General features: G+C 61.8%; 16 protein-coding genes and 3 pseudogenes. 12 read left to right on the plus strand and 7 right to left on the minus strand.

Going from position 1 to position 22,193, the window contains the following annotated elements:
* Positions 1 to 79: 79 nt before the first annotated feature.
* The gene (locus ACS4RS_RS13530; RefSeq protein ID WP_439010570.1) at positions 80 to 1,762 is read left to right on the plus strand and encodes a hypothetical protein; all 1,683 of its coding nucleotides are present in this window, start codon (positions 80 to 82) and stop codon (positions 1,760 to 1,762) included.
* Between the two features lie 82 nt (positions 1,763 to 1,844).
* On the opposite strand, the gene ACS4RS_RS13535 is transcribed toward ACS4RS_RS13530, so the two are convergent.
* The gene (locus tag ACS4RS_RS13535; protein WP_439010569.1) at positions 1,845 to 2,375 is read right to left on the minus strand and encodes a TIGR00645 family protein; all 531 of its coding nucleotides are present in this window, start codon (positions 2,373 to 2,375) and stop codon (positions 1,845 to 1,847) included.
* Positions 2,376 to 2,535: 160 nt separating this feature from the next.
* On the opposite strand from ACS4RS_RS13535, the gene ACS4RS_RS13540 reads away from it, so the two are divergent.
* A complete protein-coding gene (locus ACS4RS_RS13540) occupies positions 2,536 to 4,215 on the plus strand; it encodes a formate--tetrahydrofolate ligase (RefSeq protein WP_439010568.1) in 1,680 nt (559 codons plus the stop codon).
* A 227-nt stretch (positions 4,216 to 4,442) separates the two neighbouring features.
* Here the strand turns inward: ACS4RS_RS13540 and ACS4RS_RS13545 are convergent.
* Positions 4,443 to 5,419, minus strand: a pseudogene (locus tag ACS4RS_RS13545) (extensin family protein).
* A 254-nt stretch (positions 5,420 to 5,673) separates the two neighbouring features.
* Here ACS4RS_RS13545 and ACS4RS_RS13550 point away from each other — a divergent pair.
* The 6 genes from ACS4RS_RS13550 to queF all read left to right on the plus strand — a co-directional run bounded on the left by ACS4RS_RS13550 (position 5,674) and on the right by queF (position 13,061).
* Positions 5,674 to 7,923: a TonB-dependent hemoglobin/transferrin/lactoferrin family receptor gene (locus ACS4RS_RS13550; RefSeq protein ID WP_439010567.1), complete on the plus strand. Its 2,250-nt coding sequence runs from the start codon at positions 5,674 to 5,676 to the stop codon at positions 7,921 to 7,923.
* A gap of 267 nt (positions 7,924 to 8,190) precedes the next feature.
* Positions 8,191 to 10,380 carry an anthranilate synthase gene (locus ACS4RS_RS13555; protein ID WP_439010566.1) on the plus strand — a complete coding sequence of 730 codons (2,190 nt, stop codon included), beginning with the start codon at positions 8,191 to 8,193 and terminating at the stop codon, positions 10,378 to 10,380.
* Positions 10,381 to 10,547: 167 nt separating this feature from the next.
* Positions 10,548 to 10,787, plus strand: a complete 240-nt coding sequence (locus ACS4RS_RS13560) for a hypothetical protein (protein WP_439010565.1) — start codon at positions 10,548 to 10,550, stop codon at positions 10,785 to 10,787.
* 15 nt (positions 10,788 to 10,802) lie between these two features.
* Positions 10,803 to 11,474: a DUF2161 domain-containing phosphodiesterase gene (locus tag ACS4RS_RS13565; protein ID WP_439010564.1), complete on the plus strand. Its 672-nt coding sequence runs from the start codon at positions 10,803 to 10,805 to the stop codon at positions 11,472 to 11,474.
* 208 nt (positions 11,475 to 11,682) lie between these two features.
* Positions 11,683 to 12,597, plus strand: coding sequence for a CDF family cation efflux transporter EmfA (emfA, locus tag ACS4RS_RS13570; protein WP_439010563.1), 915 nt, complete (start codon positions 11,683 to 11,685; stop codon positions 12,595 to 12,597).
* The gene (gene queF / locus ACS4RS_RS13575) at positions 12,597 to 13,061 is read left to right on the plus strand and encodes a preQ(1) synthase (RefSeq protein WP_003581211.1); all 465 of its coding nucleotides are present in this window, start codon (positions 12,597 to 12,599) and stop codon (positions 13,059 to 13,061) included. The genes emfA and queF overlap by 1 nt, the downstream gene beginning before the upstream one ends.
* A 282-nt stretch (positions 13,062 to 13,343) precedes the next feature.
* Here queF and ACS4RS_RS13580 read toward each other — a convergent pair.
* Positions 13,344 to 14,118, minus strand: a pseudogene (locus tag ACS4RS_RS13580) (DUF2076 domain-containing protein).
* A gap of 278 nt (positions 14,119 to 14,396) precedes the next feature.
* Here ACS4RS_RS13580 and ACS4RS_RS13585 point away from each other — a divergent pair.
* The 3 genes from ACS4RS_RS13585 to leuA all read left to right on the plus strand — a co-directional run bounded on the left by ACS4RS_RS13585 (position 14,397) and on the right by leuA (position 18,442).
* Positions 14,397 to 14,981, plus strand: coding sequence for an ATP-dependent Clp protease proteolytic subunit (locus ACS4RS_RS13585; RefSeq protein WP_439010561.1), 585 nt, complete (start codon positions 14,397 to 14,399; stop codon positions 14,979 to 14,981).
* Between the two features lie 134 nt (positions 14,982 to 15,115).
* Positions 15,116 to 16,345 (plus strand): benzoate/H(+) symporter BenE family transporter, encoded by a 1,230-nt coding sequence (locus tag ACS4RS_RS13590; protein WP_439010560.1) that lies wholly within the window; start codon positions 15,116 to 15,118, stop codon positions 16,343 to 16,345.
* A 363-nt stretch (positions 16,346 to 16,708) separates the two neighbouring features.
* On the plus strand, positions 16,709 to 18,442 hold the full coding sequence (leuA, locus tag ACS4RS_RS13595) for a 2-isopropylmalate synthase (RefSeq protein WP_439010559.1): 1,734 nt from the start codon (positions 16,709 to 16,711) through the stop codon (positions 18,440 to 18,442).
* 12 nt (positions 18,443 to 18,454) lie between these two features.
* Here the strand turns inward: leuA and ACS4RS_RS13600 are convergent.
* Positions 18,455 to 18,935 (minus strand): annotated as a pseudogene (locus tag ACS4RS_RS13600) (winged helix-turn-helix transcriptional regulator); the annotation flags it as partial.
* An 11-nt stretch (positions 18,936 to 18,946) separates the two neighbouring features.
* Between ACS4RS_RS13600 and ACS4RS_RS13605 the strand changes: the two are divergent.
* Complete coding sequence (locus ACS4RS_RS13605; RefSeq protein WP_439010558.1) at positions 18,947 to 19,927, plus strand: zinc-binding dehydrogenase; 981 nt, start codon at positions 18,947 to 18,949, stop codon at positions 19,925 to 19,927.
* 64 nt (positions 19,928 to 19,991) lie between these two features.
* Here ACS4RS_RS13605 and ACS4RS_RS13610 read toward each other — a convergent pair whose 3' ends face one another.
* The 3 genes from ACS4RS_RS13610 to ACS4RS_RS13620 form a co-directional block, all read right to left on the minus strand.
* Positions 19,992 to 20,834: an anti-sigma factor family protein gene (locus ACS4RS_RS13610; protein ID WP_439010557.1), complete on the minus strand. Its 843-nt coding sequence runs from the start codon at positions 20,832 to 20,834 to the stop codon at positions 19,992 to 19,994.
* Position 20,835: 1 nt separating this feature from the next.
* Positions 20,836 to 21,345, minus strand: a complete 510-nt coding sequence (locus tag ACS4RS_RS13615) for an RNA polymerase sigma factor (protein ID WP_054182556.1) — start codon at positions 21,343 to 21,345, stop codon at positions 20,836 to 20,838.
* A 181-nt stretch (positions 21,346 to 21,526) separates the two neighbouring features.
* Entirely contained in the window at positions 21,527 to 22,087 is a 561-nt protein-coding gene (locus ACS4RS_RS13620) for a tetratricopeptide repeat protein (RefSeq protein ID WP_439010556.1), read from the minus strand.
* Between the last annotated feature and the right edge of the window lie 106 nt (positions 22,088 to 22,193).

The following is a 22,193-nucleotide window of genomic DNA, read 5'->3' on the forward strand; positions in this document are numbered from 1 at the left end:
ACACGTGCCGAAAACCGGCTTGCTGGCAATCAAGGCAATTGCTAAGCGTCTTACCATGTATAATTGAGGCAATTTAATCGTGCGCTCTGCGATTTCTTTTTTCGTGAAGTCCCTGCTTTCCCCGATAGTACTTGTTTTATTATTTTTGACCCTGCCGATCGGAGCTGCAAGCTCGCAGGCTGCCGGAGAGAAGAAGCAAGCAGGGCAGCCGCCGATGCGCTTCATCCTCGTGCACCATCCCCTCTGCATGGAAGACTGCCCGGGATGGGTATCGGGAGAGGGTCGTATAACCTCTGATACACCGGCCCAGCTCCGAAAAATTCTGAAGAAGATCGGCGGCCGGAAACTGCCGATCGTGTTCCGGTCGGAGGGCGGGGATGTCGAGGCTGCTTATGCGATGGGCCGGATGATCCGCAAAGCCGGTCTTGAAACGGCGGTCGGCGGCACACGGCTGAAGGATTGCCCGGCCGACGATCTGCGTTGCGATGCCGCTATCACAAAGGATGGGACCGCGCTTGGCAACGCCTATTCGGAAGGCGCATATTGTTTTTCCGCCTGTCCGCTGGCATTGGCCGGCGGCACGTCGCGCGTCGCGTCGCAATGGGCTTTGATCGGCGTTCACCAGATCACGACTGTCTATAACAAGGTGCGTGTCTCCTACCGCATCGAATACAAGATCGTGAACGGCAAGAAGAAGGAAATCTCCCGCAAGGAGGTTGGACGCAAATCAGCAGGGCAGAGCAGTTCCACCAAGCTCGGCAAGAAGGCCGGTGCTGCGTTGACAGCCTATTTGAAGGAAATGGGTGTCAGCCAGGATGTGATCGGCCTGATGATGAGCGCCACCCCTGACAATATCAACATCGTACTGCCCGCGGAGGCACTTCGGACGGGTCTCATCACCGATATGCTCTCCTACAATGAGTGGCCCGGCATGCCGCTCTGCGCGCCGGATGCAGCGGCCGAGACTGCCTGTCACGGCCACCCGGTCGCCCAAGCGCCCGTGGCGGCTGCGACGCCTGTATCCAAGGCGCCGGCGCAGGATGCGGCCGCGGTTACCAGCGAGACTCCACCGGAAACCCGGCCGATGGATTTTCTGCTGATGTATAACGGCAATTGCCAGGACGAGTGCACGCAATGGATTTCTGCCGAAGGAGAGATCACGCCGGAGACACCGGCTCGGCTGCAGGCGATCTTGAAAACGCTCGGTGAACGAAAGCTGCCGGTCGTCCTTCAGTCCTATGGCGGAGACATGGACGCGGCTTTTGCGATGGGGCGCACGATCCGGGCTGCTGGCTTGGAGACCTCTATTGGCAGAACGCGGTTGCCCCACTGCCCGACGCTGGATCCGCGTTGCAAGGCGAGCATGGCCAAAAGCGGGGCGACCATGGGCGAGGTCTCTGCCGGCGGTGCATACTGCCTTTCGAGCTGTACTCTCGTCTTGATGAGCGGAACGCCGCGGCTTGTCGGATATTCCGATATCGGCCTCGTCCGGCCCACGACTGCTGAATATACGAAATTCTTCGCCTATTTCGACGAGATGGGCGTCAGTCCCGAGACATATGAGGCGATGATGTTCGCCACCTCGACTGAGCGAAAGAATATACCTCGTTCGCAGGCGCTCGAGCTTGGCATCATCAATGGTATCATCCCTTATGGGGACGAACCCGGTAATCGCCTGTGTGGACCCGGTGCCAAGGAAAGTCTTCGATGCCCCAGAAAAGCTGAGGCAGGAATCGCTCCTGCTGCTGCCTCGCTAAATTGATTTCAGGATCCGAAGGAACTGCTCGGCGTTTTGCATCGGGCTGCGCTGTTCATCCTTCGAAGGCGCGCCTCTGCGCCATTCTCTAAGCCTTATCCTTCAAATCATTCTTCGACGTCACGCTCATCAGCTTTTCCAGGAAGCCGAGCATGACGGCGGAGGCGACGAAGGCGAGATGCATGAAAGTCAGCCACATGATCTTGCCGTCGGCATATTTGTCGGCATTGAGGAAGACCTGCAGCAGGTGGATGGAGGAGATGGCGACGATCGAGGAGGCGACCTTGATCTTCAGGCTGCCTGAATCAAGCTTGCCGAGAAAGGAGACTTCGTTGTCGGCTTCGCTCGCTTCATCGAAGCGGCTGACGAAATTTTCATAGCCCGAGATCATCACCATGACGATCAGGCTTGCGACGAGAGCCGCATCGATCAGACTGAGCATGGCAAGGATCATCTCCGCCTCGTCGAGGGCAAAGACGCCGGAAGCGATCTTCAGGAGCTTGTAGCCGAAGGAAACGGCATAGACGGCGAGTGCCGCAACCAGGCCGATATAGAAGGCGACGAGGATCCAGCGGCTCGACAGGATGATGCGCTCGATGATCAGTTCCAGTGCTTTCATGTCCTCACCCTATAAAACCGCGATCGTTGACCGCCACATAAACATCCGGCGTGGCCGCCGCAAGGCGCGGCGCTATTCACACCTCGCCCATATTTCGCTATCCCGATGAAGAGGGAACAACGCCTCCGCGCCCCGCGGCAGGCCGGGACGGGGAACATCCATGCCATCAATCAAATCCGATATCGAAATCGCGCGCGCTGCGGCCAAGAAGCCGATCTTCGAAATCGGCGCGAAGCTCGGCATTCCGGTCGAGCAGCTCGTTCCCTACGGTCACGACAAGGCAAAGGTCAGCGCCGAATTCATCGCCGGGCAAGCGGGCAAGAAGGACGGCAAGCTGATCCTCGTCACCGCGATCAATCCGACGCCGGCGGGCGAGGGCAAGACGACGACGACCGTGGGTCTCGGTGACGGGCTGAACCGGATCGGCAAGAAAGCCATCGTCTGCATCCGCGAGGCTTCGCTCGGCCCCTGCTTCGGCGTCAAGGGCGGCGCGGCCGGCGGCGGTTATGCGCAGGTCGTGCCGATGGAAGACATCAACCTGCATTTCACCGGCGATTTCCATGCGATTACCTCGGCGCACAATCTGCTGGCGGCGATGATCGACAATCACATTTACTGGGGCAACGAAGAGAATATCGATATCCGCCGCATCACCTGGCGGCGGGTGATGGATATGAACGACCGGGCGCTCAGAAGCATGGTCTCCTCGCTCGGCGGCGTTGCCAACGGCTTCCCGCGCCAGGGCGGGTTCGACATCACCGTTGCCTCCGAAGTGATGGCGATCCTCTGTCTCGCCACCGACCTCAAGGATCTGGAGCGGCGGCTCGGCGACATCATCATCGGCTATCGCTTCGACAGGACGCCGGTGCACGCGCGCGACCTGAAAGCCGACGGCGCCATGGCGGTGCTGCTGAAGGATGCGATGCAGCCGAACCTCGTGCAGACGCTCGAGAACAATCCGGCCTTCGTGCATGGCGGGCCGTTTGCCAACATCGCCCATGGCTGCAATTCGGTGACGGCGACGAAGACGGCGCTGAAGCTCGGCGACTATGTGGTGACGGAAGCGGGCTTCGGGGCCGATCTCGGCGCCGAAAAATTTTTCGACATCAAATGCCGTAAGGCCGGGCTGAAGCCGGATGCGGCGGTCATCGTCGCGACCGTCAGGGCGCTGAAGATGAATGGCGGGGTGAAGAAGGACGACCTCGGCACGGAGGATGTCGCGGCGCTGAAAAAGGGCTGCGCCAATCTTGGCCGCCACGTCGCCAATGTCCGCCGGTTCGGTGTGCCGGTGGTCGTGGCGATCAACCATTTCATCTCCGATACCGACGCCGAAATCGCGGCGGTGAAGGAATTTGTTTCGAGGCTCGGCGCCGAGGCGATCCTTTGCCGCCACTGGGCGCTGGGTTCGGCCGGCATCGAGGAGCTGGCGCACAAGGTGGTGGAGCTTGCCGAATCCGGCCAGGCGAAATTCCAGCCGCTCTATGGCGACGATATTTCGCTGTTCGAGAAGATCGAGATCGTCGCCTCGAAGATCTACCATGCCGGCGAGGTGACGGCCGACAAGGCGGTGCGCGACCAGTTGCAGACATGGGAGGAGCAGGGCTACGGCAAGCTGCCGGTCTGCATGGCGAAGACGCAATATTCCTTCTCCACCGATCCGAGCCTGCGCGGCGCGCCGGAAGGCCACATCGTTACCGTGCGCGAGGTGCGGCTTTCGGCGGGGGCCGGCTTCGTCGTCGCCATCACCGGCGAGATCATGACAATGCCCGGGCTGCCGAAGTCACCGTCGGCGGAACGGATTTTCCTGAATGAGCAGGGTTATATCGAGGGGTTGTTCTGATCCGGCACGTGACATCTTCTTTTCGACGAGACCAACCCCTTGCATCCGGCTGCCGCCACCTCTCCCCGTAAACGGGGCGAAGGGGATACGCGCAACCTCTCCGTCCCTCGCCCACGCCTTGCAGGGCACGTCCCCTCTCCCCGTAGAACGGGGAGAGGGTTAGGGTGAAGGGCAGCGTTCTGTTGGTTGGCCAACCTGATTCAAAGCGAGACGCGGCCATTGAATGATCAGTGGCAGTAGCGATAGCCGCCTTTCCTTTCGATCACGTCGAGGTGGAAATGGGTTTCGTGGGCGGCGTCGCTTTCGGGGTCGAGAACGGTGGTGAAAAAGAGGCAGCCGGCTGCGCTGACGGTGCGTTGGAAGGCGCCCGTCAACGTCGGGTCCTCGCGGCGGGAGCGGATGGCGACATCTTCGCCTTTTTCGAAATGGAAGCTTGCGATGTCGATGGCATTGCCGCGGGCATGTTCGGAGATCTTGCCCGTGCCGGCGCTATTGCGCAGGCGGCACATATAGGAGGTTGCCTGGTTGACTGTCGTGAGGCGGCCCTGCTCCGGCAGAGCGGCAGAGGCTGCCGGAATAACACTCTCCTTCATCCAGCGGGCAAGGGCGAGTGCGGCGGGGCAGCGGACCGTCGCCTCCGGCTTCAGGGTGATGCCGGGCAGGGCTTCGGAAACGATGATCGGCTTGTCGATACCGCAGCCGTTGCCGTCGTCGATGCGTGGGACATCCTTGAAGACGACGCCCAAGGCCTTAAGCGCAGCGGTGCATTCAGCGTGCTCGGCATCGCTTTCCGGTTCGATCGTCAGATGCTGCTCTTCGAGGGTCTGCTCGGCGGGTGGCTTGTTGTCTTCCTCCGGCGTCTGCGGGCTTTTGCCCGGCGGGAGCGGTGGGCCCTGCATCGGTTCTGCCTGCGAGGGCTTTGCCGGTTCGGTTTTTTCGGTTCGGTGGGCGGCGCCGATGGCTGGTCTGGTGCAGGTGCCTCCGGCTCCTTCACGTCAGGTTTTGGCTGAGGTGCCGGCACATCATCCGGTGCCGGCGGTTCAGCCTTATCGGGGAGTGGGGTGGGGCTCGTCGTAGCGGCTGCGTCCGGTCGAGGCTGGGGTAGGGGACCGTGCGGGGGCAGGCGGGCACCGGCAAGAAAGGTGGCTGCGGCGAGAAGGATAGCCGGTATCGAAAGTTTTCTCAACGCATCCGTTTCCGTCATGTCGATTGCGTAGGGGTAACGCATTATCGCGGTTTTCGTTGCAATGGCGCAACGTCAGGAAAGATCGTTAAAACTTGATAGATTTATTCAACATAATTCGCCGGTTTATGTTGACAGAAGTTCTCATGTTTTTTATGCGGCAAAAAGAAGGCGGAATTCTGCATCGCCTTCATCCGCAAAAGCCCAGCCAGCCCCTCGAGCGTTCGACGCGCCACGACCAGCCAGCCCGGTAATCATCATTTAGAGGATAGGTTATGATCGTCCGGTATTGGCGCTCGGTTCTATTGGTCTGCACGGCAGCTGCAGTTGTTCTTCCTGTTTCACAGTCTTTCGCGCAAAGCGCTGCGGCAACCACGCCGCAAGCGACGACGGACGACAGCACCGTCCTGCAGAAGATCGTCGTCAAGGGCAAACGCGTGGCGCCGGGCAGCGTCGCCGACACGCCGCTTGCAACGGAGATTACCGACAAGCAGCTTGACGAGAAACAGGTGACCAATCTCGAAGACCTCGGACGCAGCATCGATCCCGGCGTGAACTTCTCGCGCGGCGATGCCGGCGTCAATCTGCGCGGCCTCTCCGGCGCACGCATCCTGACCGTGGTCGATGGCATTCCGATCCCCTATCTCTCGAACAGCGCGCGCCAGGGTGCATTTGCGCCGGCCAACGCCAACGGCGGCGGCGACACGTTCGATTTCAACTCTCTGTCGTCGCTCGACATCGTGCGCGGCGCGGATTCGAGCAAAGGCGGCTCGGGCATGCTCGGCGGTGCGATCGTCGTCAATACACTGGAGCCGGAGGATATCATTCCGGAAGGCCGCGACTGGGGTGCGATCGTCAAGTCGACCTATGACAGCGAAGACAGCAGCCTTTCCGGCTCGGCCGCTGCGTCCAAGAAGATCGGCGGCACGTCAATCCTGTTTCAGGGCGGCTACCGCAAGGGCCATGAGCGGGCGAATATGGGCAACAACGACGTTTATGGCCGGTATCGCACCGAGGCCGATCCCGCCGACTTCGACCAGCACAACCTGCTCTTCAAGCTCCGCCAGGAACTGGAAGGCGGTCATCGCATCGGCCTGACGGCGGAACGGTTCCGCCGCGATCTCCAGACCGACCTGAGGGATCTGCAGGGAACTGGACGTACCTACATGATCGACAACTATGACGGCCGCGAACTGCGCGACCGCGATCGTGTATCGCTCGATTACGACTACGAAGCGCAGTCCTCAGATGCATTCTTCACCAGCGCCCGGGCCGTCCTCTATTGGCAGGATCTGAAGAAGGAGTCAGGCAGCAAGGGACGCACAGCGGCCAATGTCGCCTACGGCCGCAACAACGAGATCGAAAATAAGACCTGGGGCTTCAACGGCACGGTTACCAAGGACTTCGAATATTCGAACGTCCGCCATTCGGTTAAGGCAACGCTCGAAGCGACGACGTCGGCCTGGAACCAGTACAGCTCGGCGCTTTGCCCGACGCCGACGACGTGCCCTTCGCTCAACAACCAGTCGGAAGTGCCAGACGTCGACAGCAAGACGATCGGCCTGTCGATCGAAGACAAAATCGAGTTCGGCGATACGAATTTTGCGCTGACGCCGGGCATTCGTTTCGACTGGTTCAGCTATGATCCGTCGACCGGCGGCGGTTTCGCCGGCAACCCCGCGCTTGCAAAATTCGGTGCGCTGTCTGACCGCAGCGATCAGCATGCCTCGCCGAAGGTGCTGGCCACCTACGAGCTGACACCCGATGTGCAGCTCTACACCCAGCTGTCGTCGGCCTTCCGCGCCCCGACGGTCGACGAACTCTATAGCCGCTTCTACAATGCGGGCGGCAACTATGCCCAGCTCGGCAATCCCGACCTGAAGCCCGAGACCGGCTACGGTGTCGAAATGGGCGCCAACTTCGACACAGGCGATTTCGACGGTCGCCTGGCGCTCTTTCACAACCGGTATCACAACTTCATTGAAACGGTGACGAGCGTCAACGCCTCGACCGGCATCACGGAGTTCAACTATACCAACGTCAGCAGTGTGACGATCTCGGGTGTCGAAGCCAGCGCCGACAAGACGTTCAATAACGGCATCAACCTGCACGCCGCACTTTCCTATGCCTACGGCAGGAACGAGGAAACCAGCCAGCGCCTGCGCTCGGTGGCGCCGTTCAAGGCGATCGTCGGCGGCGGCTGGAGCAACGAGACTTTCGGCTTCGACCTTTCCTCAACGCTTGCCGCGGGCATGCTCACCGACCATCTCGAGACCGTCGGCTCGACCGCCGATACGACCTTCGATGCGCCCGGCTATGCAATCGTCGACCTGACCGGCTGGTGGACGCCGGAACAAGTGCCGGGCTTGCGCGTGCAGGCCGGCGTCTACAACATCTTCGACCAGCAATATTTCAATGCGCTCGCCGTGCGCGATGTCAATCTTGTCTCAACCGCATCGCAGCCGCGCGATTGGTATTCCGAGCCTGGCCGTACCTTTAAGGTCACGCTCACCAAGACATTCTGATTGTCGATACGGATTCGAGGCTGGGGGTGGGGCGGCTTTCGGGCCGCCCCTTGCATTCGCGCAATCGCCTCTTGCGCGGCGGCTGATCTCAGGCTAACAATTTTTCCATGATCAAGTCCTTGAACATTGCTGTTTGGTGGTGGGCTCGCTAAGGCGGCCTCGACCAATCGTGTCCAAAGACGACGACGAGTGAGCCGCCCGAAACTTCGAGGCGGCTTTTTTATTTATCGCCGCCTGTCGTCCGGGCCCCGATAACGGAGTGGAACAATGGTAACGATCCTGCGGGATGATGGTGCGGAAATCTACGAGACCAAAGGCGGGATATCGGTCACGCGGCAGCGGCGTGCGATCCCCTACGGCGACGCGGTCTCTTCCTATATCGACAAGCTCGATGAGCGCCGCGGCGCGGTGTTCTCGTCGAACTACGAATATCCGGGACGTTATACGCGCTGGGATACCGCCGTCGTCGATCCGCCGCTCGGCATCTCCTCCTTCGGGCGCAACGTCTGGATCGAGGCCTATAACGAACGCGGCGAGGTGCTTCTCGGCTTCGTGACCGAGCGGCTGAAAACGGTGTCCGACCTCGTGCTCGGTGCTTCCTCCGCCCGCCGTCTCGACCTCTCGGTCAAAGCGCCGGATCGGGTGTTCACCGAGGAAGAGCGCTCGAAGATGCCGACGGTCTTTACCGTGCTGCGTGCCGTCACCGACCTCTTTTATTCGCAGGCGGATGCGAGCATCGGGCTTTACGGCGCCTTCGGCTATGACATTGCCTTCCAGTTCGATGCGATCGATCTGAAGCTGACGCGGCCCTCCGATCAGCGCGACATGGTGCTCTACCTGCCGGACGAAATCCTCGTCGTCGACAACTATGCCGCCAAGGCGTGGATCGACCGCTACGATTTCGAAAAGGGCGGCGTGACGACAGAAGGCAAGGCGCAAGACATCGCGCCGGAGCCTTTCAAGCAAACGGATGCCATTCCACCGAAGAGCGATCACCGGCCGGGCGAATATGCCGACCTCGTCGTCAAGGCGAAGGAAAGTTTCCGCAAGGGCGACCTCTTCGAAGTCGTGCCCGGACAGAAATTCATGGAGCGCTGCGAAAGCAAGCCTTCCGACATTTCCAAGCGGCTGAAGGCGATCAATCCGTCGCCCTATTCCTTTTTCATCAATCTCGGCCATCAGGAATATCTGGTCGGTGCCTCGCCCGAGATGTTCGTGCGCGTTTCCGGCCGCCGGATCGAGACCTGCCCGATCTCGGGCACGATCAAACGCGGTGACGACCCGATCGCCGACAGCGAGCAGATCCTGAAGCTCTTGAATTCCAAGAAGGACGAATCCGAGCTGACCATGTGCTCCGATGTCGACCGCAACGACAAGAGCCGCGTCTGCGAGCCTGGCTCGGTCAAGGTGATCGGCCGCCGGCAGATCGAGATGTATTCGCGCCTCATCCACACGGTCGATCATATCGAGGGCAGGCTGCGCGACGACATGGACGCCTTCGACGGTTTTCTCAGCCACGCCTGGGCCGTGACCGTCACCGGCGCTCCGAAGCTCTGGGCGATGCGCTTCATCGAAAGCCGTGAAAAAAGCCCGCGCGCATGGTATGGTGGAGCGATCGGCATGGTCGGCTTCAACGGCGACATGAACACCGGCCTGACGCTGCGCACGGTACGCATCAAGGACGGTATCGCCGAGGTGCGCGCCGGTGCGACGCTGCTCAACGATTCCATTCCTGAAGAAGAAGAAGCCGAAACAGAATTGAAGGCCTCTGCCATGCTTTCCGCCATCCGCGACGCCAAGACCGGCAATTCCGGCAAGACCCAGCGCGATGTCGCAAGCGTCGGCAAGGGCGTCAGCATCCTGCTGGTCGACCATGAGGACAGCTTCGTCCACACGCTTGCCAATTATTTCCGCCAGACGGGGGCGAGCGTTTCGACCGTGCGCACGCCGGTACCGGAGGAAATTTTCGACCGGCTGAACCCGGACCTCGTCGTGCTGTCGCCCGGGCCCGGAACGCCCAAGGATTTCGACTGCAAGGCGACGATCAAGAAAGCGCGGGCGCGCAATCTGCCGATCTTCGGCGTCTGCCTCGGCCTGCAGGCGCTCGCCGAGGCCTATGGCGGGGACCTGCGCCATCTGGCGGTGCCGATGCACGGCAAGCCCTCTCGCATCCGGGTATTGGAGCCGGGCATCGTCTTCTCCGGCCTTTCGAAGGAAGTGACGGTCGGCCGCTACCACTCGATCTTCGCCGATCCCTCGACGCTGCCTCGCGACTTCATCATCACGGCGGAAAGCGAAGACGGCACGATCATGGGTATCGAGCACGCCAAGGAACCGATCGCGGCTGTGCAGTTCCACCCGGAATCGATCATGACGCTTGGCGGCGATGCCGGCATGCGGATGATCGAGAATGTCGTGGCGCATCTGGCCCGCAAGGCGAAGACCAAGGCTGCCTGACCGCAACTCGGCCTTGCCCTTCCTGCTTGCGGGAAGGGCGGGCGAGGTGTGCATTCCGACGTGGATACGACGAGCAGCAAAGGAACCCGGGCAAGCATGGCAGAGCCGGGTTGACTTTATCAATCAAATCAGAACATTTCAGGAACGATCAACCGGAGCCCGTCGCCGTGGCCAATGCTGAAAAGTTCATCGTTCTCCCTTACCGCAAGAACCGCGGCAATCTCGTGCCCGGTGAAATGCGCCAGGCATCCAACTCCGTCAGCGCGGAAAAGATCGCCTCGGCGATGGCTCAGCGCTTCGTCGGCGTGGCGGCCTATGCGGTGATCGTCGACGAGGAAACCGGCGACATGTCCTCGCCGCGACTGCTGGCGCGCTATGGTGAGATTGCCGATCTCAACGCCGCCTGAGGTCCAGGTTCCGCCATGGAGACGTCGCTTTATCTGCCGGTCAAAGCCTTCTTGGAGGCGGCCGGTTATGTCGTCAAGGGTGAGGTCGGAAAATGCGATCTCGTCGGCTTGAGCGATAGCGAGCCGCCGGTCGTGGTGGTCTGCGAATTGAAACTCTCCTTCAATCTCGAGCTCCTTCTCCAGGCGGTCGACCGTGCGGCGATGAGCGATGAAGTCTGGATCGCGGCGCGCGTTTCGGCCAAGGGGCGCGGGCGGGAGGCCGACAGGCGCTACCGCGATCTCTGCCGGCGGCTCGGTATCGGCATGCTCGGCGTCTCCGACAGCGGCGAGGTCAGCATTATCGTCAGTTCGATCTCGCCGATGCCGCGGACCAACCCGAAGCGGCGCTCGCGCCTCGTCGGCGAGCACCAGCGGCGGCGTGGCGATCCTGCCGTCGGCGGCGGTTCGCGCGCGCCGATCATGACCGCTTATCGCCAGCAGGCGCTGCTCTGCGCCTCGGCCCTCAAGCAGGGGCTCAAGCGACCGCGGGAGATGAAGGCGCTTGCGGCCAATGCCGGCCCGATCCTGCGCGACAACGTCTATGGATGGTTCGAGCGTATAGAAAAGGGGATCTACGCGCTGACGCCGGCGGGGCAGGCCGCGCTTTTGCGCTGGCCGCAGCCTGTGATTTCAGACACGCCTGCCTGAGCCGCGCGACCGGCCTCTCCGGACTCCGTTGACGGGTTCGCGATCGAGGATGGCAACGCCTGTGAACGGTGTGTCATTCCCCTTTGACAATTCCTCCTTCATCGCCCATATCACCCTTAACTGAACCGCCTTCGCGATAGTCGCGTGGGCGGTTTTGCATTTCAATGGCTTGGACCCTGCAATTCATTCGCAACCGCAGGAGGACGATATGAGTGACAACGGCGATCTTACGGTTCGGACGCTGGCGATGTGGGGCATTCCGCTGTCGCTCGGCGTCATGGGCCTGAAGATGGTGGCCTGGTGGGTCACCGGGTCGGTGGCGCTGCTGTCGGACGGACTCGAATCAACCGTCAACGTCGTTGCCGCCTTCATCGCCTTTTTCGTCATTCGCTATGCGCAGAAGCCGGCCGACCACGACCATCCCTTCGGCCATCACAAGGCGGAGTATCTGTCGGCGGTCACCGAGGGCGTGCTGATCGTCGTCGCCGCACTCCTGATCGTCAACGAAGCTGTCGGTTACCTCGCCGCGCCGCGCATGCTCGATGCGCCGGTGCTCGGGCTTGCGATCAATTTCGCGGCCGGTGTCATCAATGTGGTCTGGGCGCGGCTGCTGATCAGAACCGGTCGCAAACATCGTTCGGCGGCGCTCGCCGCGGACGGGCAGCACATCATGTCGGATGTGGTGACCTCCGTCGGCGTGCTCGCCGGCTTGCTGCTGGCGCTGGCGACCGGCTATGCGATCTTCGATCCGGTGCTTGCCATTCTGGTCGCCGTCAACATCATCTACCAGGGCTGGAAGGTGATCTCGCAATCGATCGGCGGGCTGATGGACCAGGCCGTCGAGCCGCGCGAAGAGGAAGCGATCAAGGAGGCGATCGCCACCCATGCGGCAGGCTCGATCGGCGTGCATGACCTGAAGACCAGGCGGGCCGGCGCCGTCACCTTCATCGATTTTCACATGGTGGTGCCCGGCACTATGTCGGTGCGGCAGGCGCATGATATATGCGACCGCCTTGAGGATGCCATCAGTGCGGTGCACGAGGGCGCCAAAATAGCCATTCACGTGGAGCCGGAGGGCGAAAAGGCCCATGGCATCCGCGTCAAAGTCGTCAAGGAGGCATGATGCCGAATACCGATGTTTCCAGCCTGTCGATGCTGGGCCAGCAAACCGAAACCGCGCAATCGCCGGAGCAGGCGGTGCTTGAAAAAGTGCCGTCCAACCATGCCGGCACCGACTACGTCGTGCGCTTCACCGCGCCGGAGTTCACCTCGCTCTGCCCGATGACCGGACAGCCGGATTTCGCCCATATCGTCATCGACTACATTCCGGGCGAATGGCTGGTGGAATCGAAGTCGCTGAAGCTCTTCCTGCATTCCTTCCGCAACCATGGCGCTTTCCACGAGGATTGCTCGATCTACATCGCCAAGCGCATCGTCGAACTGCTCGATCCCAAGTGGTTGAGGATCGGCGCTTACTGGTATCCGCGCGGAGGCATTCCGATCGACGTGTTCTGGCAGACCGGCAAACCGCCGGAAGGTGTGTGGCTGCCGGAGCAGGGCGTCGCCACCTACCGCGGACGTGGGTGAGGAGCGGTCAGGCGAAGCCCGAGCAATCGATCGCTTTTCTTTCAACGCAATTCCGGACGAAAAACCGCTGGGCACTTTTTCTGGAATTGCTCTGAATCGATTGCAGCGGCGAACGCCCTGAGCTACTGGATAATTCCTTAAATCGGAATCGATTTAAGGGAAAAATTATGCAGCAATTCAAAGCGTTACAGCGTCCTTTGCGCGTCTGAAAGACGCGCGGCGCTGTAAGCGAAGGGCCGGGATACGGTGCGGCAACCGCTGCCCGTCTCCAACCGCCAAACCTCAAACATCCGTAACGTCGTCACTGGACGAATCGTCGGTGTAGTCGTCGCCGTCGTCATAATCGGCCTGCTGCACATTGTCGTTGTCGTTTATCGGCCGCATTGTCGGACGCCTGGCGGGTGTCGTCATTGCCGTAGTAATTGTTGATGACGGTTTCCTCGGTGGGCGCGCTGGCATTGCCGAAGGGGTTGGCGCCGAAGGGCGAGCCCCAGCCGAGCGAGGACATGTGATTGCCGAAGATGCCGCTCAGCGAATTGGCAAGCAGCATGCCGCCGGCAACGCCGGCGGCCGTGCCGAGCGCCCCGCGCAGAAAGCTGCCGCCGGCCGACGGCGCATAGGCCTGCTGGCTCCAGGGGCCGGTCGGCTGTTGCTGCTGCGGCTGGTGGCCATCGCGGTCATAGCCGCGGGAATCGTCATAGGCGCGGGACTGCTGACCCCAGGGACCAGGATTGGAAGGGACGGGTGCCGGCTGCTGCGTCTGGGTGTTGCCGAAGATCGAGCTCAGGAAGCCGCCGCCCTGTTCGGCCTGGCGGTGCTCGCTGGCGCCGGCTTCCAGCTGGCGGACATGCTCTTCGAGTTCCTTGATATGATTGGCGGCCGCTTCCAGTCCCTTTTCCTGAACGATGACGGCCTGGGCGAGATAATAGGTGGCGGAGGGCTGTTCGCGCGTTGCCTGGTCGATCAGGGCCTCGGCGTCGCGGTCGCGCGGCTGGGCCGCTGCTGTGCGCACACGGTCGAAGAGGGCGGTCAGCAATTGGCGTTCTTCGGGTGACATGTCTGCCTCCTGTTGGTCCGGAGCACTCTCGTATCCGATCGGACGCGTAAAGCGCTCCATGGTTTTTCGGTGCAGCTACCGCTGCGTGAGGTTGAGGTAGGAACCGATTCAGGCTTTTCAAAGCCTTTCACCGTTACATTTCAGTAAGGCTTGCAGAACGGCGCGCGGCTTCTTAAGGATATCTCCATCGCTTCGGTGCCTTGTGTTTTTCCCACATTGTTTTAGGCATTGAGTCGCACTATGTGCGGGGAAGCCGAATTCATCTCCAAGAGGTTCGAATGAACGACGAAGACCAGGACGACAAGACGAAGGAACTGCCGCTCGGCAAGGAAACGGAGGCGAATCTTTTCAAGTCGCGTTCGATCTTCATCTACGGACCGATCAATCAGGAATTGGCGCAGAAGGTCTGCTCGCAGCTCGTGGCGCTTGCCGCGGCCAGCGACGAAGACATCCGCATCTATGTGAATTCGCCCGGCGGCCACGTCGAATCCGGCGATTCCATCCATGACATGATCAAGTTCATCAAGCCGAAGGTCTGGATGATCGGCACGGGCTGGGTCGCCTCCGCCGGCGCGCTGATCTATGTCGCCGCTCCGAAGGAGCAGCGCCTGTGCCTGCCGAACACCCGCTTCCTACTGCACCAACCCTCGGGCGGCACGCGCGGCATGGCGTCCGACATCGAGATCCAGGCACGCGAGATCATCAAGATGAATGAGCGCCTGAACAGGATCATGGCGGCAGCCACCGGCCAGCCGCTCGACAAGATCGCCAAGGATACCGATCGAGACTATTGGCTGTCGGCCGAAGAGGCGAAGGACTATGGTCTCGTTTCGCGGATCGTGACGTCACAGGCCGATATCTGAGTTTTCTCATGTAATGCTATTGAACGCCCTCGCCTGCAGCATCAGGCGAGGGCGTTTTGTTTCTGCCGGAAGACGCGGGTGCTGAACGGAAAGAGCTGAATTCGGACTTGCGCGGGCGGCAGCCGTCATGCTCCATGCGCCATTCCCGCAGCTCGAGTTCCGCCATGCTCAAAGATTTTTCCGTCCAGGCCTTGTTCATGGGGCTGCTGACCGCCTTCGTCGGTTCCGCCAGCTCCTTTGCCGTCGTGCTGCACGGGCTCGAGGCCGTCGGTGCAACGGATGCGCAGGCGGGTTCTGGGCTGATGGCATTGTCGATCTCCATGGGCGTCTGCGCAATCCTGCTCAGTGCCGCGACGCGATTGCCGATCAGCATCGCCTGGTCGACGCCGGGCGCCGCACTGCTCGCAAGCACCGGGCCGATCGAGGGCGGCTTCAATGCGGCGGTCGGGGCATTCCTGATCTGTGGCGGGCTGATCGTCGTCGCCGGGCTGTTCAAGCCGCTCGGCCGGGCAGTTGCCGCCATTCCCGCGCCGCTTGCCAATGCGATGCTTGCCGGCGTGCTGATCGGCCTCTGCTTCGCGCCGGTAAAGGCGATCGGCTTCAATCCCGTCCTCGGTCTGCCGATCGTCGTCGCCTGGATCGTCGTCGGCGCCTTCAAACGGCTCTGGGCTGTGCCGGCGGCGCTCGCAGCCTTCGTGCTGGTGCTCACCTTCGGCGTCGATATTCCGGACGGCGCGCTCAGTTCGCTCGAACAGTCGCTGGTGCCGGCGGCGGAAATCGTCCGGCCGGTGTTCAGCCTTGCCGGCCTTGTCTCGATCGCGCTGCCGCTTTTCATCGTCACCATGGCCTCGCAGAACATTCCGGGTATCGCCGTCTTGAAGGTCAACCACTACGATCCGAAGCCTGGTCCGCTCTTTGCGGTCACCGGGTTTTTCTCGCTGCTGTCGGCGCCGTTCGGCGGCCACGCCGTCAATCTGGCGGCCATTACCGCGGCGATGTGCGCCGGACAGGATGCCCACGCGGATCCGAAGCGGCGCTATTGGGCGTCACTGATCGCCGGCGTCGGTTATGTCATCCTCGGGCTGCTCGCCGGCGCGGTGACGGCTTTCGTCGCGCTTGCGCCTCCGATCCTGATCGAGGCGGTGGCCGGGCTGGCGCTGGTCGGGGCTTTCTCCTCCTCGGCGATGTCGGCTTTCCAGGCGCCTGAGTCGCGCGAGGCGGCGGCGATCACCTTCCTCGTCACCGCCTCCGGCGTTTCCTTCGGCGGCATTTCCGGCGCCTTCTGGGGCTTGATCGCCGGCGGGCTGATGCTGGCGCTGTCGCGGCTGGTGAGCATTTGGAAAGACCGAAGCCAGCCGCGGTAGCGGAATGGCGTTACGCCTTCGGCGGCCAAAAGCCCGAGCAAGGGCTTGCCAGTTTCCCGGCCCAAGGTTATAAGCGCGGCCATGAAGACCACTGGCGCCAGAATTTCAGACACGATTGCACGCGGCCGCATCGCCCTGCGTGACAATACGCGCGCCCTGACCTCGCTTCTTCTCCTCGGCCTTACGCGCGGTTGCCGGGTCCTTTGAGGAGCGCCCGGCGGCCGAAAGCCCGCCCGGCGATTGCTCCTCGCGACTCATTTTCAAAATTGACCTAACGACCGACAAAGGTCCGCATTTGTTTATCGCCAAGCCTGACACGATCGGCTAAGAGCGGGGCGAATGCCGGGACGAGGAGACGATACGATGAACGCAAAGACGCAATTCTCCGAGGGAAAAACGGCCTCCGCAAAAGGCATGCCTGACGCTGCGGTGAAATACCGGGCCTATCCGCAGGTAAACATTCCCGACCGCACGTGGCCGACGAAGACCATCACCAAGGCGCCGGTCTGGTGCTCGGTCGACCTGCGCGACGGCAACCAGGCGCTGGTCGACCCGATGGGCCACGACCGCAAGGCGCGGATGTTCCAGCTGCTGCTGGAGATGGGCTTCAAGGAAATCGAGATCGGTTTCCCCTCCGCTTCGCAGACCGATTTCGATTTCGCCCGCTGGTGCGTGGAAGAGGGCAACGTGCCCGCCGACGTCTCCCTGCAGGTGCTGGTGCAATGCCGCCCGGAACTCATCACCCGCACCTTCGAAGCACTGGAAGGCGCAAACCGGCCGATCGTGCATTTTTACAACTCGACCAGCGAGCTGCAGCGCCGCGTCGTCTTCGCCAAGGATGTGCAGGGCATCAAGCAGATCGCCGTCGATGCCGCCAAGATGATTACCGACATGGCTGTCAAGGCAGGCGGCGGCTACCGTTTCGAATATTCGCCCGAGAGTTTTACCGGCACGGAACTCGAAGTGGCGCTGGATATCTGCAATGGCGTCATCGAGGTGGTCAAGCCGACGCCCGATAACAAGCTGATCATAAACCTGCCGTCCACCGTCGAGATGGCGACGCCGAACGTCTATGCCGATCAGATCGAGTGGATGTGCCGCAACCTCGACAATCGCGAGAACCTGATCATCTCCCTGCACCCGCATAACGACCGCGGCACCGGCATCGCCGCTGCCGAACTGGCATTGCTGGCAGGCGCCGATCGTGTCGAAGGCACGCTCTTCGGCAATGGCGAACGCACCGGCAATGTCGACATGGTGACGATGGCGCTGAACATGTTCACGCAAGGGGTCGATCCTGAGATCGACTGCTCGAACATTGTGCGCATCAAGGAAGTGTTCGAATATTCCAACCAGATGGCGATCGGCGAACGCCATCCTTACGTCGGCGAGCTGGTCTATACGGCCTTCTCCGGTTCGCATCAGGATGCGATCAACAAGGGTATGAAGGCGGCCCAGGTTGCCAACCACCCCGTCTGGGAAGTGCCGTACCTGCCGATTGATCCGCGCGATGTCGGCCGTTCCTATGAGGCGATCATCCGCATCAACTCGCAGTCCGGCAAGGGCGGAATCGCCTATATCCTGCAGCAGGATTACGGGCTGAACCTGCCGCGCAATCTGCAGGTGGAATTCCGCGAGGATATCCAGCGCATTACCGACGTCGAGGGCAAGGAGCTTCCCTCGCGGCGCATATACGACCGTTTCATCGAGCGCTACGTGACGCAGCCCGATGCGCGCCTGAGGTTCGTCGATCACCACACCTATCCCGACACCGAGCACAAGGGCCAGCGGATCGTGGCGGCCGAGATTACCGACAATGGCGAGATCAAGCGCATCGAAGGACGCGGCAACGGTCCGATCGACGGCTTCATCAATGCTCTGTCGCACTATCTCGGCATCGAGATGTCGGTCGAGGATTATTCCGAGCATTCTCTGCAGCACGGCTCGAACGCGGCGGCGATCTCCTACGTCGAGACCTCCTATCCCGGCGGCAAGCTCTTCGGCGCCGGCATCAATACCAACATCGTCGCAGCATCGCTGGAAGCGATCGTCTCGGCCGCCAACCGCGTGCTCGATGTGAAGGCCGGCAAGGGCTGATTCCAAAACGATTCAGGCCGCGATCGCACTTTTGTTTCGCGGCCTGACGATGCAGTCGGCGATCTTGTCGGCTTCGTCATTCGCCTCCGCATGGCGCTGGCCCCAGCGGCAGAGCGCCAGCAGCACCGGCTCGAGTTCAAGGCCGATCTCGGTCACGCTGTATTCGACACGGGAAGGGACCTCGGCGAAGACCTGGCGGGCGACCAGCCCGTGCTCCTCCATCTCGCGCAACTGCTGGATCAGCACCTTCTGGGTAATGGCGGGCATCATGCGCTTCAGCTCGGAAAGACGCTTCGGGCCGGAGAAGACATAGTAGAGGATGATGGGCTTCCAGCGCCCTGAAATCACTTTCAGCGCGCGCTCGACCGGCAATTCCGGCAGTCTTTTCATCGGCTCGGCCATGGTCACCTCCTGGTGGGTAGGGCACGAAAGAGTGTGTATTTTTGCCAGATATCCTATTGCTAAAACCCGCCTCACACCATTCGAACGTGAGGTATCGCTCCCATGAAAGCCGTTCAGTTCAGCCGCTTCGGTCCGGCCGATGTCCTGGAGGTCGTAGAGATGCCGGTTCCCGAACCGGGACGGGGCGAGGTTCTCGTTCGCGTTCATGCGGCGGGCATCAACTTCTTCGAGGTGCTGATGCGCGCCAATCGTTATGCGGTGACGCCAGACCTGCCGATGTTTCCCGGCGTCGAGATCGCCGGTGTGGTCGAGCGGATTGGGCTGGGCACGGATGCATCGCTTGTCGGCGCACGGGTCGCGGTGCCGCTCTTTGCGATCGGGCGTGGCTGGGGCGGTTATGCCGAGTTCGTAGCGGTCAGCGGCGGGTCGGTGGTGCCGCTGCCGGATGCGATCTCTTTCGAAGCGGCCTGCGGCCTGATGGTGCAGGGGCTGACGGCGCTGCATCTGTTGCGCCGCAGTCCTGCGAGAGGCAAGGCCGTTCTCGTCCATGCCGCGGCCGGCGGTGTCGGTTCGCTGCTGGTGCAGCTTGCAAGGCGTGGCGGGGCGAGCATGGTCATCGCGGCGGCGGGCAGCGACGAGAAGAGGGCGCTCGCCTTATCCCTCGGCGCCGATCGGGCGGTCGACTATACCGCGCCCGGCTGGCCGCAGGACGTCAAGAGGCAGACCGGAGAGACCGGCGTGGATATCATCTACGATACCGTCGGCGGTGAGTTTTCCAAGGCGGCGCTCGATGCCTTGGCGCCTTGCGGCGAGTTGGTGCTCGCGGCAATGGGGCGGTTCGGCCTCGAAGCGGCCGATATCGAGCGCATGCTTGCCGACAACCAGTCGATCAGAGGGTTTTCGCTGCTGCCGCTTCTGTCTCCTCAGGGGGTGTCGTCTGATCTTGCCGAGCTTTTCGCTCTTGCCGCGGCGGGTCGGCTCAAGGTTGTCGAGGGCGGTCGCTTTCCGCTGCATCAGGCGGCGGAGGCGCATCGCGCCATCGAGGAGCGAAGGGCGGTCGGCAAAGTGGTGCTGACGCCTTGATCAAAGAAAGGCTGGGGTCGAGGTAAGCGCATTCAACGGGTCTTCGCGATGGATGGCCTTGCGATCAAATCGCCGTGGCGATTTTCATGGCGAGCTGGCCGAGCGCTGCTTCAGCGGAAGGGCCGGCAAGCACATAGGACGTGCCTGCATTGTGCCATGTCACGAGACCGATCTCGTCCTTGATGGTTTCCTTGAAGTCGTCGGTCTCCGGTGGCTGCGCGTCCTTGCGGAAGCAGATGGAGATGACGTCGCCGTCGGCGTTGGAGTAGACGAGCTGGCCGACAGGGCGGCTGTCGCCGAGGATGACGCGCGCGCCCTGGAAGGTCCAGGCTTCGGCGCTGAGATCAGGCACGCGGAAGGGCACGCCGATCGCGGTCGTCAGCCAGCTGGAGATTTCCTCGGCCTGCGAGGCAGGCACTTCGACGAGATGGCGAGGCTGGCGGATCAGCAGGCGCTGATAGGCGGTGACGTCGCCCAGCCAGTCGCTGGTATTGGCCGGCGCCGTCGCGGAGGTCGTTGTGGCGATTTCGTCGGCATCCGGGCTGGTGCCGACGAAATAGCCGATACCGCAACCGACGGCGAAGAGAATAAGTGCGGCGGCCAGCGCCTGCGGGCCACTCGGCGCCAGTTTCACCGGCGGGCGCGTGGCGCGCTGGGCGATCGGCGTCTTCGGCGGCTGCGTGCTCTTGATCGAGCGGACGAGGGCGAGCGGCACCGGCTCCTTCAGGATGTCTTCGAGACGGCGACGGCCGAAATCGGCGCCATGGCGCAGCTTCTCGTGCAGCCGTCGCGCATTCTCGTCCGTTGCCAGGCGCTGCTCCAGTTCGTGGCGCTGTTCGGGCGAGACCTCGCCATCGAGAAGGGCGGTAAGCTGGGCTTCGAGCGGCAATTTCCTAAGATCGAGCAATTCAGTACCTGTGGATCGGGTGGGTGCCGGCAAGCCCGGCAAAATGCAGCCTTGCGGTCGCGAGCTGCGAGACGACATTTGCCACCGGCGTGCCCATGATGTCGGCCGCCTGCTGGTAGCTGTGGCCTTCGACATCGACGAGCAGGAACATGCTGCAAAGGCCGTCCGGCATATCGGCGATCATGCGATGAATGGCGTCGGGATCGACTGCGGCCGAGCGTTCGCGCGCGGCCTCGCGAATATCCGTGACGTTGCCGCGGACGGAAGCCTTCGGCTTGCGCTTGCGGCTGTCGTCGGTCCATTGCTGGCGGGCGAGCGTGTAGATCCAGCTTTCCAGGCGGCCTTCACCACTCCATTGATGGCCCTTGGCGATGGCGCGCTGGCAGACCGCCTGGACGAGTTCGTCGGCCACGGCGGCCTCACCCGCGAGCGTGATCGCGAAGCGGCGAAGGCGGGGCAGAAGGCCGACGAGATCACGCCGGAGATCGATGGTCGTTGCGGGTTGACGCATTGTCTATCCAAGAAGCATTCACAATGGTTTCGCGGACGAAGGGTTCGCCGTCGGGCGCGAAGCCGGCCGTATCGACGCCGCATGTGCTTTATGAAGCAAGTCTCCTGCACTTCGCAAGCATCCGGCTGTCTTCATCCCCTTTTCTCAAGGGATTTTCGTATTGTGGCCCACAAAACTTGCGTCAATATGTCTTGTAGCCGTTCAAGCTTTGCAGCAGAGCGCGATAGGCCCATGTGCCTTCGCCGCCGCGATCGCGGATTTCGACGAGCTGGACGCGGGCGCCCTGGATGTCTCCCTGTTCCACCAGCGCCATGCCCATGTAGGAGCGGGCAAGGATGTAGTTCTCATCCGCCTGCAGCGCCTTGCGGTAGTAGGACATGCCGAGTTCCATGCGGCCGGCCTTGCGGTTGGCGTAGCCGAGATAGTTCAGGATGCGCGGGTCGTTCTGGTTGTGGGCGAGATTGAGCACGGTGATGGCATTGTCATACTGGCCGGCATAGGCGAACTCGCGGGCGAACTTGTAGAGATCGTCGTCGTTGAAGCTGCTCTTCTTCGGGTTGACGCATTCCTTCTTGGCCTTATCCCAGACCTTGCCGCCGGTGCAGGTCTTGGTCGTCTGGGTCTTCGGCGGCGGATTGGTGTCATCGTTGTTGTCGCCGACCGCGAAAGCAGCTGTGGCGATGCCGAAGGCAAAGCCGGCGGCGAGCGAAAGTCTGGACAGGTGACGGAAAGAAGAAGTCATTGGCGGGCTCCGTTTTGAGGCGATGCAGTTGGCCGGATTGTACGCTTACCGTTAAAAATACCAAGAGGGTAAGCGGCCGCCATGGCAATTGTTGCGGCGATGGCCG

This window comes from Rhizobium sp. F40D2 (genome assembly GCF_051810745.2).
Lineage (GTDB): Bacteria > Pseudomonadota > Alphaproteobacteria > Rhizobiales > Rhizobiaceae > Rhizobium.

Bases quoted from the DNA above. Each gene is read 5' to 3' on its own strand.
- ACS4RS_RS13535 (WP_439010569.1), bottom strand. From the start codon at position 2,375: ATGAAAGCACTGGAACTGATCATCGAGCGCATCATCCTGTCGAGCCGC.
- ACS4RS_RS13540 (WP_439010568.1), top strand. From the start codon at position 2,536: ATGCCATCAATCAAATCCGATATCGAAATCGCGCGCGCTGCGGCCAAG.
- ACS4RS_RS13550 (WP_439010567.1), top strand. From the start codon at position 5,674: ATGATCGTCCGGTATTGGCGCTCGGTTCTATTGGTCTGCACGGCAGCT.
- ACS4RS_RS13555 (WP_439010566.1), top strand. From the start codon at position 8,191: ATGGTAACGATCCTGCGGGATGATGGTGCGGAAATCTACGAGACCAAA.
- ACS4RS_RS13565 (WP_439010564.1), top strand. From the start codon at position 10,803: ATGGAGACGTCGCTTTATCTGCCGGTCAAAGCCTTCTTGGAGGCGGCC.
- emfA (WP_439010563.1), top strand. From the start codon at position 11,683: ATGAGTGACAACGGCGATCTTACGGTTCGGACGCTGGCGATGTGGGGC.
- queF (WP_003581211.1), top strand. From the start codon at position 12,597: ATGCCGAATACCGATGTTTCCAGCCTGTCGATGCTGGGCCAGCAAACC.
- ACS4RS_RS13585 (WP_439010561.1), top strand. From the start codon at position 14,397: ATGAACGACGAAGACCAGGACGACAAGACGAAGGAACTGCCGCTCGGC.
- ACS4RS_RS13590 (WP_439010560.1), top strand. From the start codon at position 15,116: ATGCGCCATTCCCGCAGCTCGAGTTCCGCCATGCTCAAAGATTTTTCC.
- leuA (WP_439010559.1), top strand. From the start codon at position 16,709: ATGAACGCAAAGACGCAATTCTCCGAGGGAAAAACGGCCTCCGCAAAA.
- ACS4RS_RS13605 (WP_439010558.1), top strand. From the start codon at position 18,947: ATGAAAGCCGTTCAGTTCAGCCGCTTCGGTCCGGCCGATGTCCTGGAG.
- ACS4RS_RS13615 (WP_054182556.1), bottom strand. From the start codon at position 21,345: ATGCGTCAACCCGCAACGACCATCGATCTCCGGCGTGATCTCGTCGGC.
- ACS4RS_RS13620 (WP_439010556.1), bottom strand. From the start codon at position 22,087: ATGACTTCTTCTTTCCGTCACCTGTCCAGACTTTCGCTCGCCGCCGGC.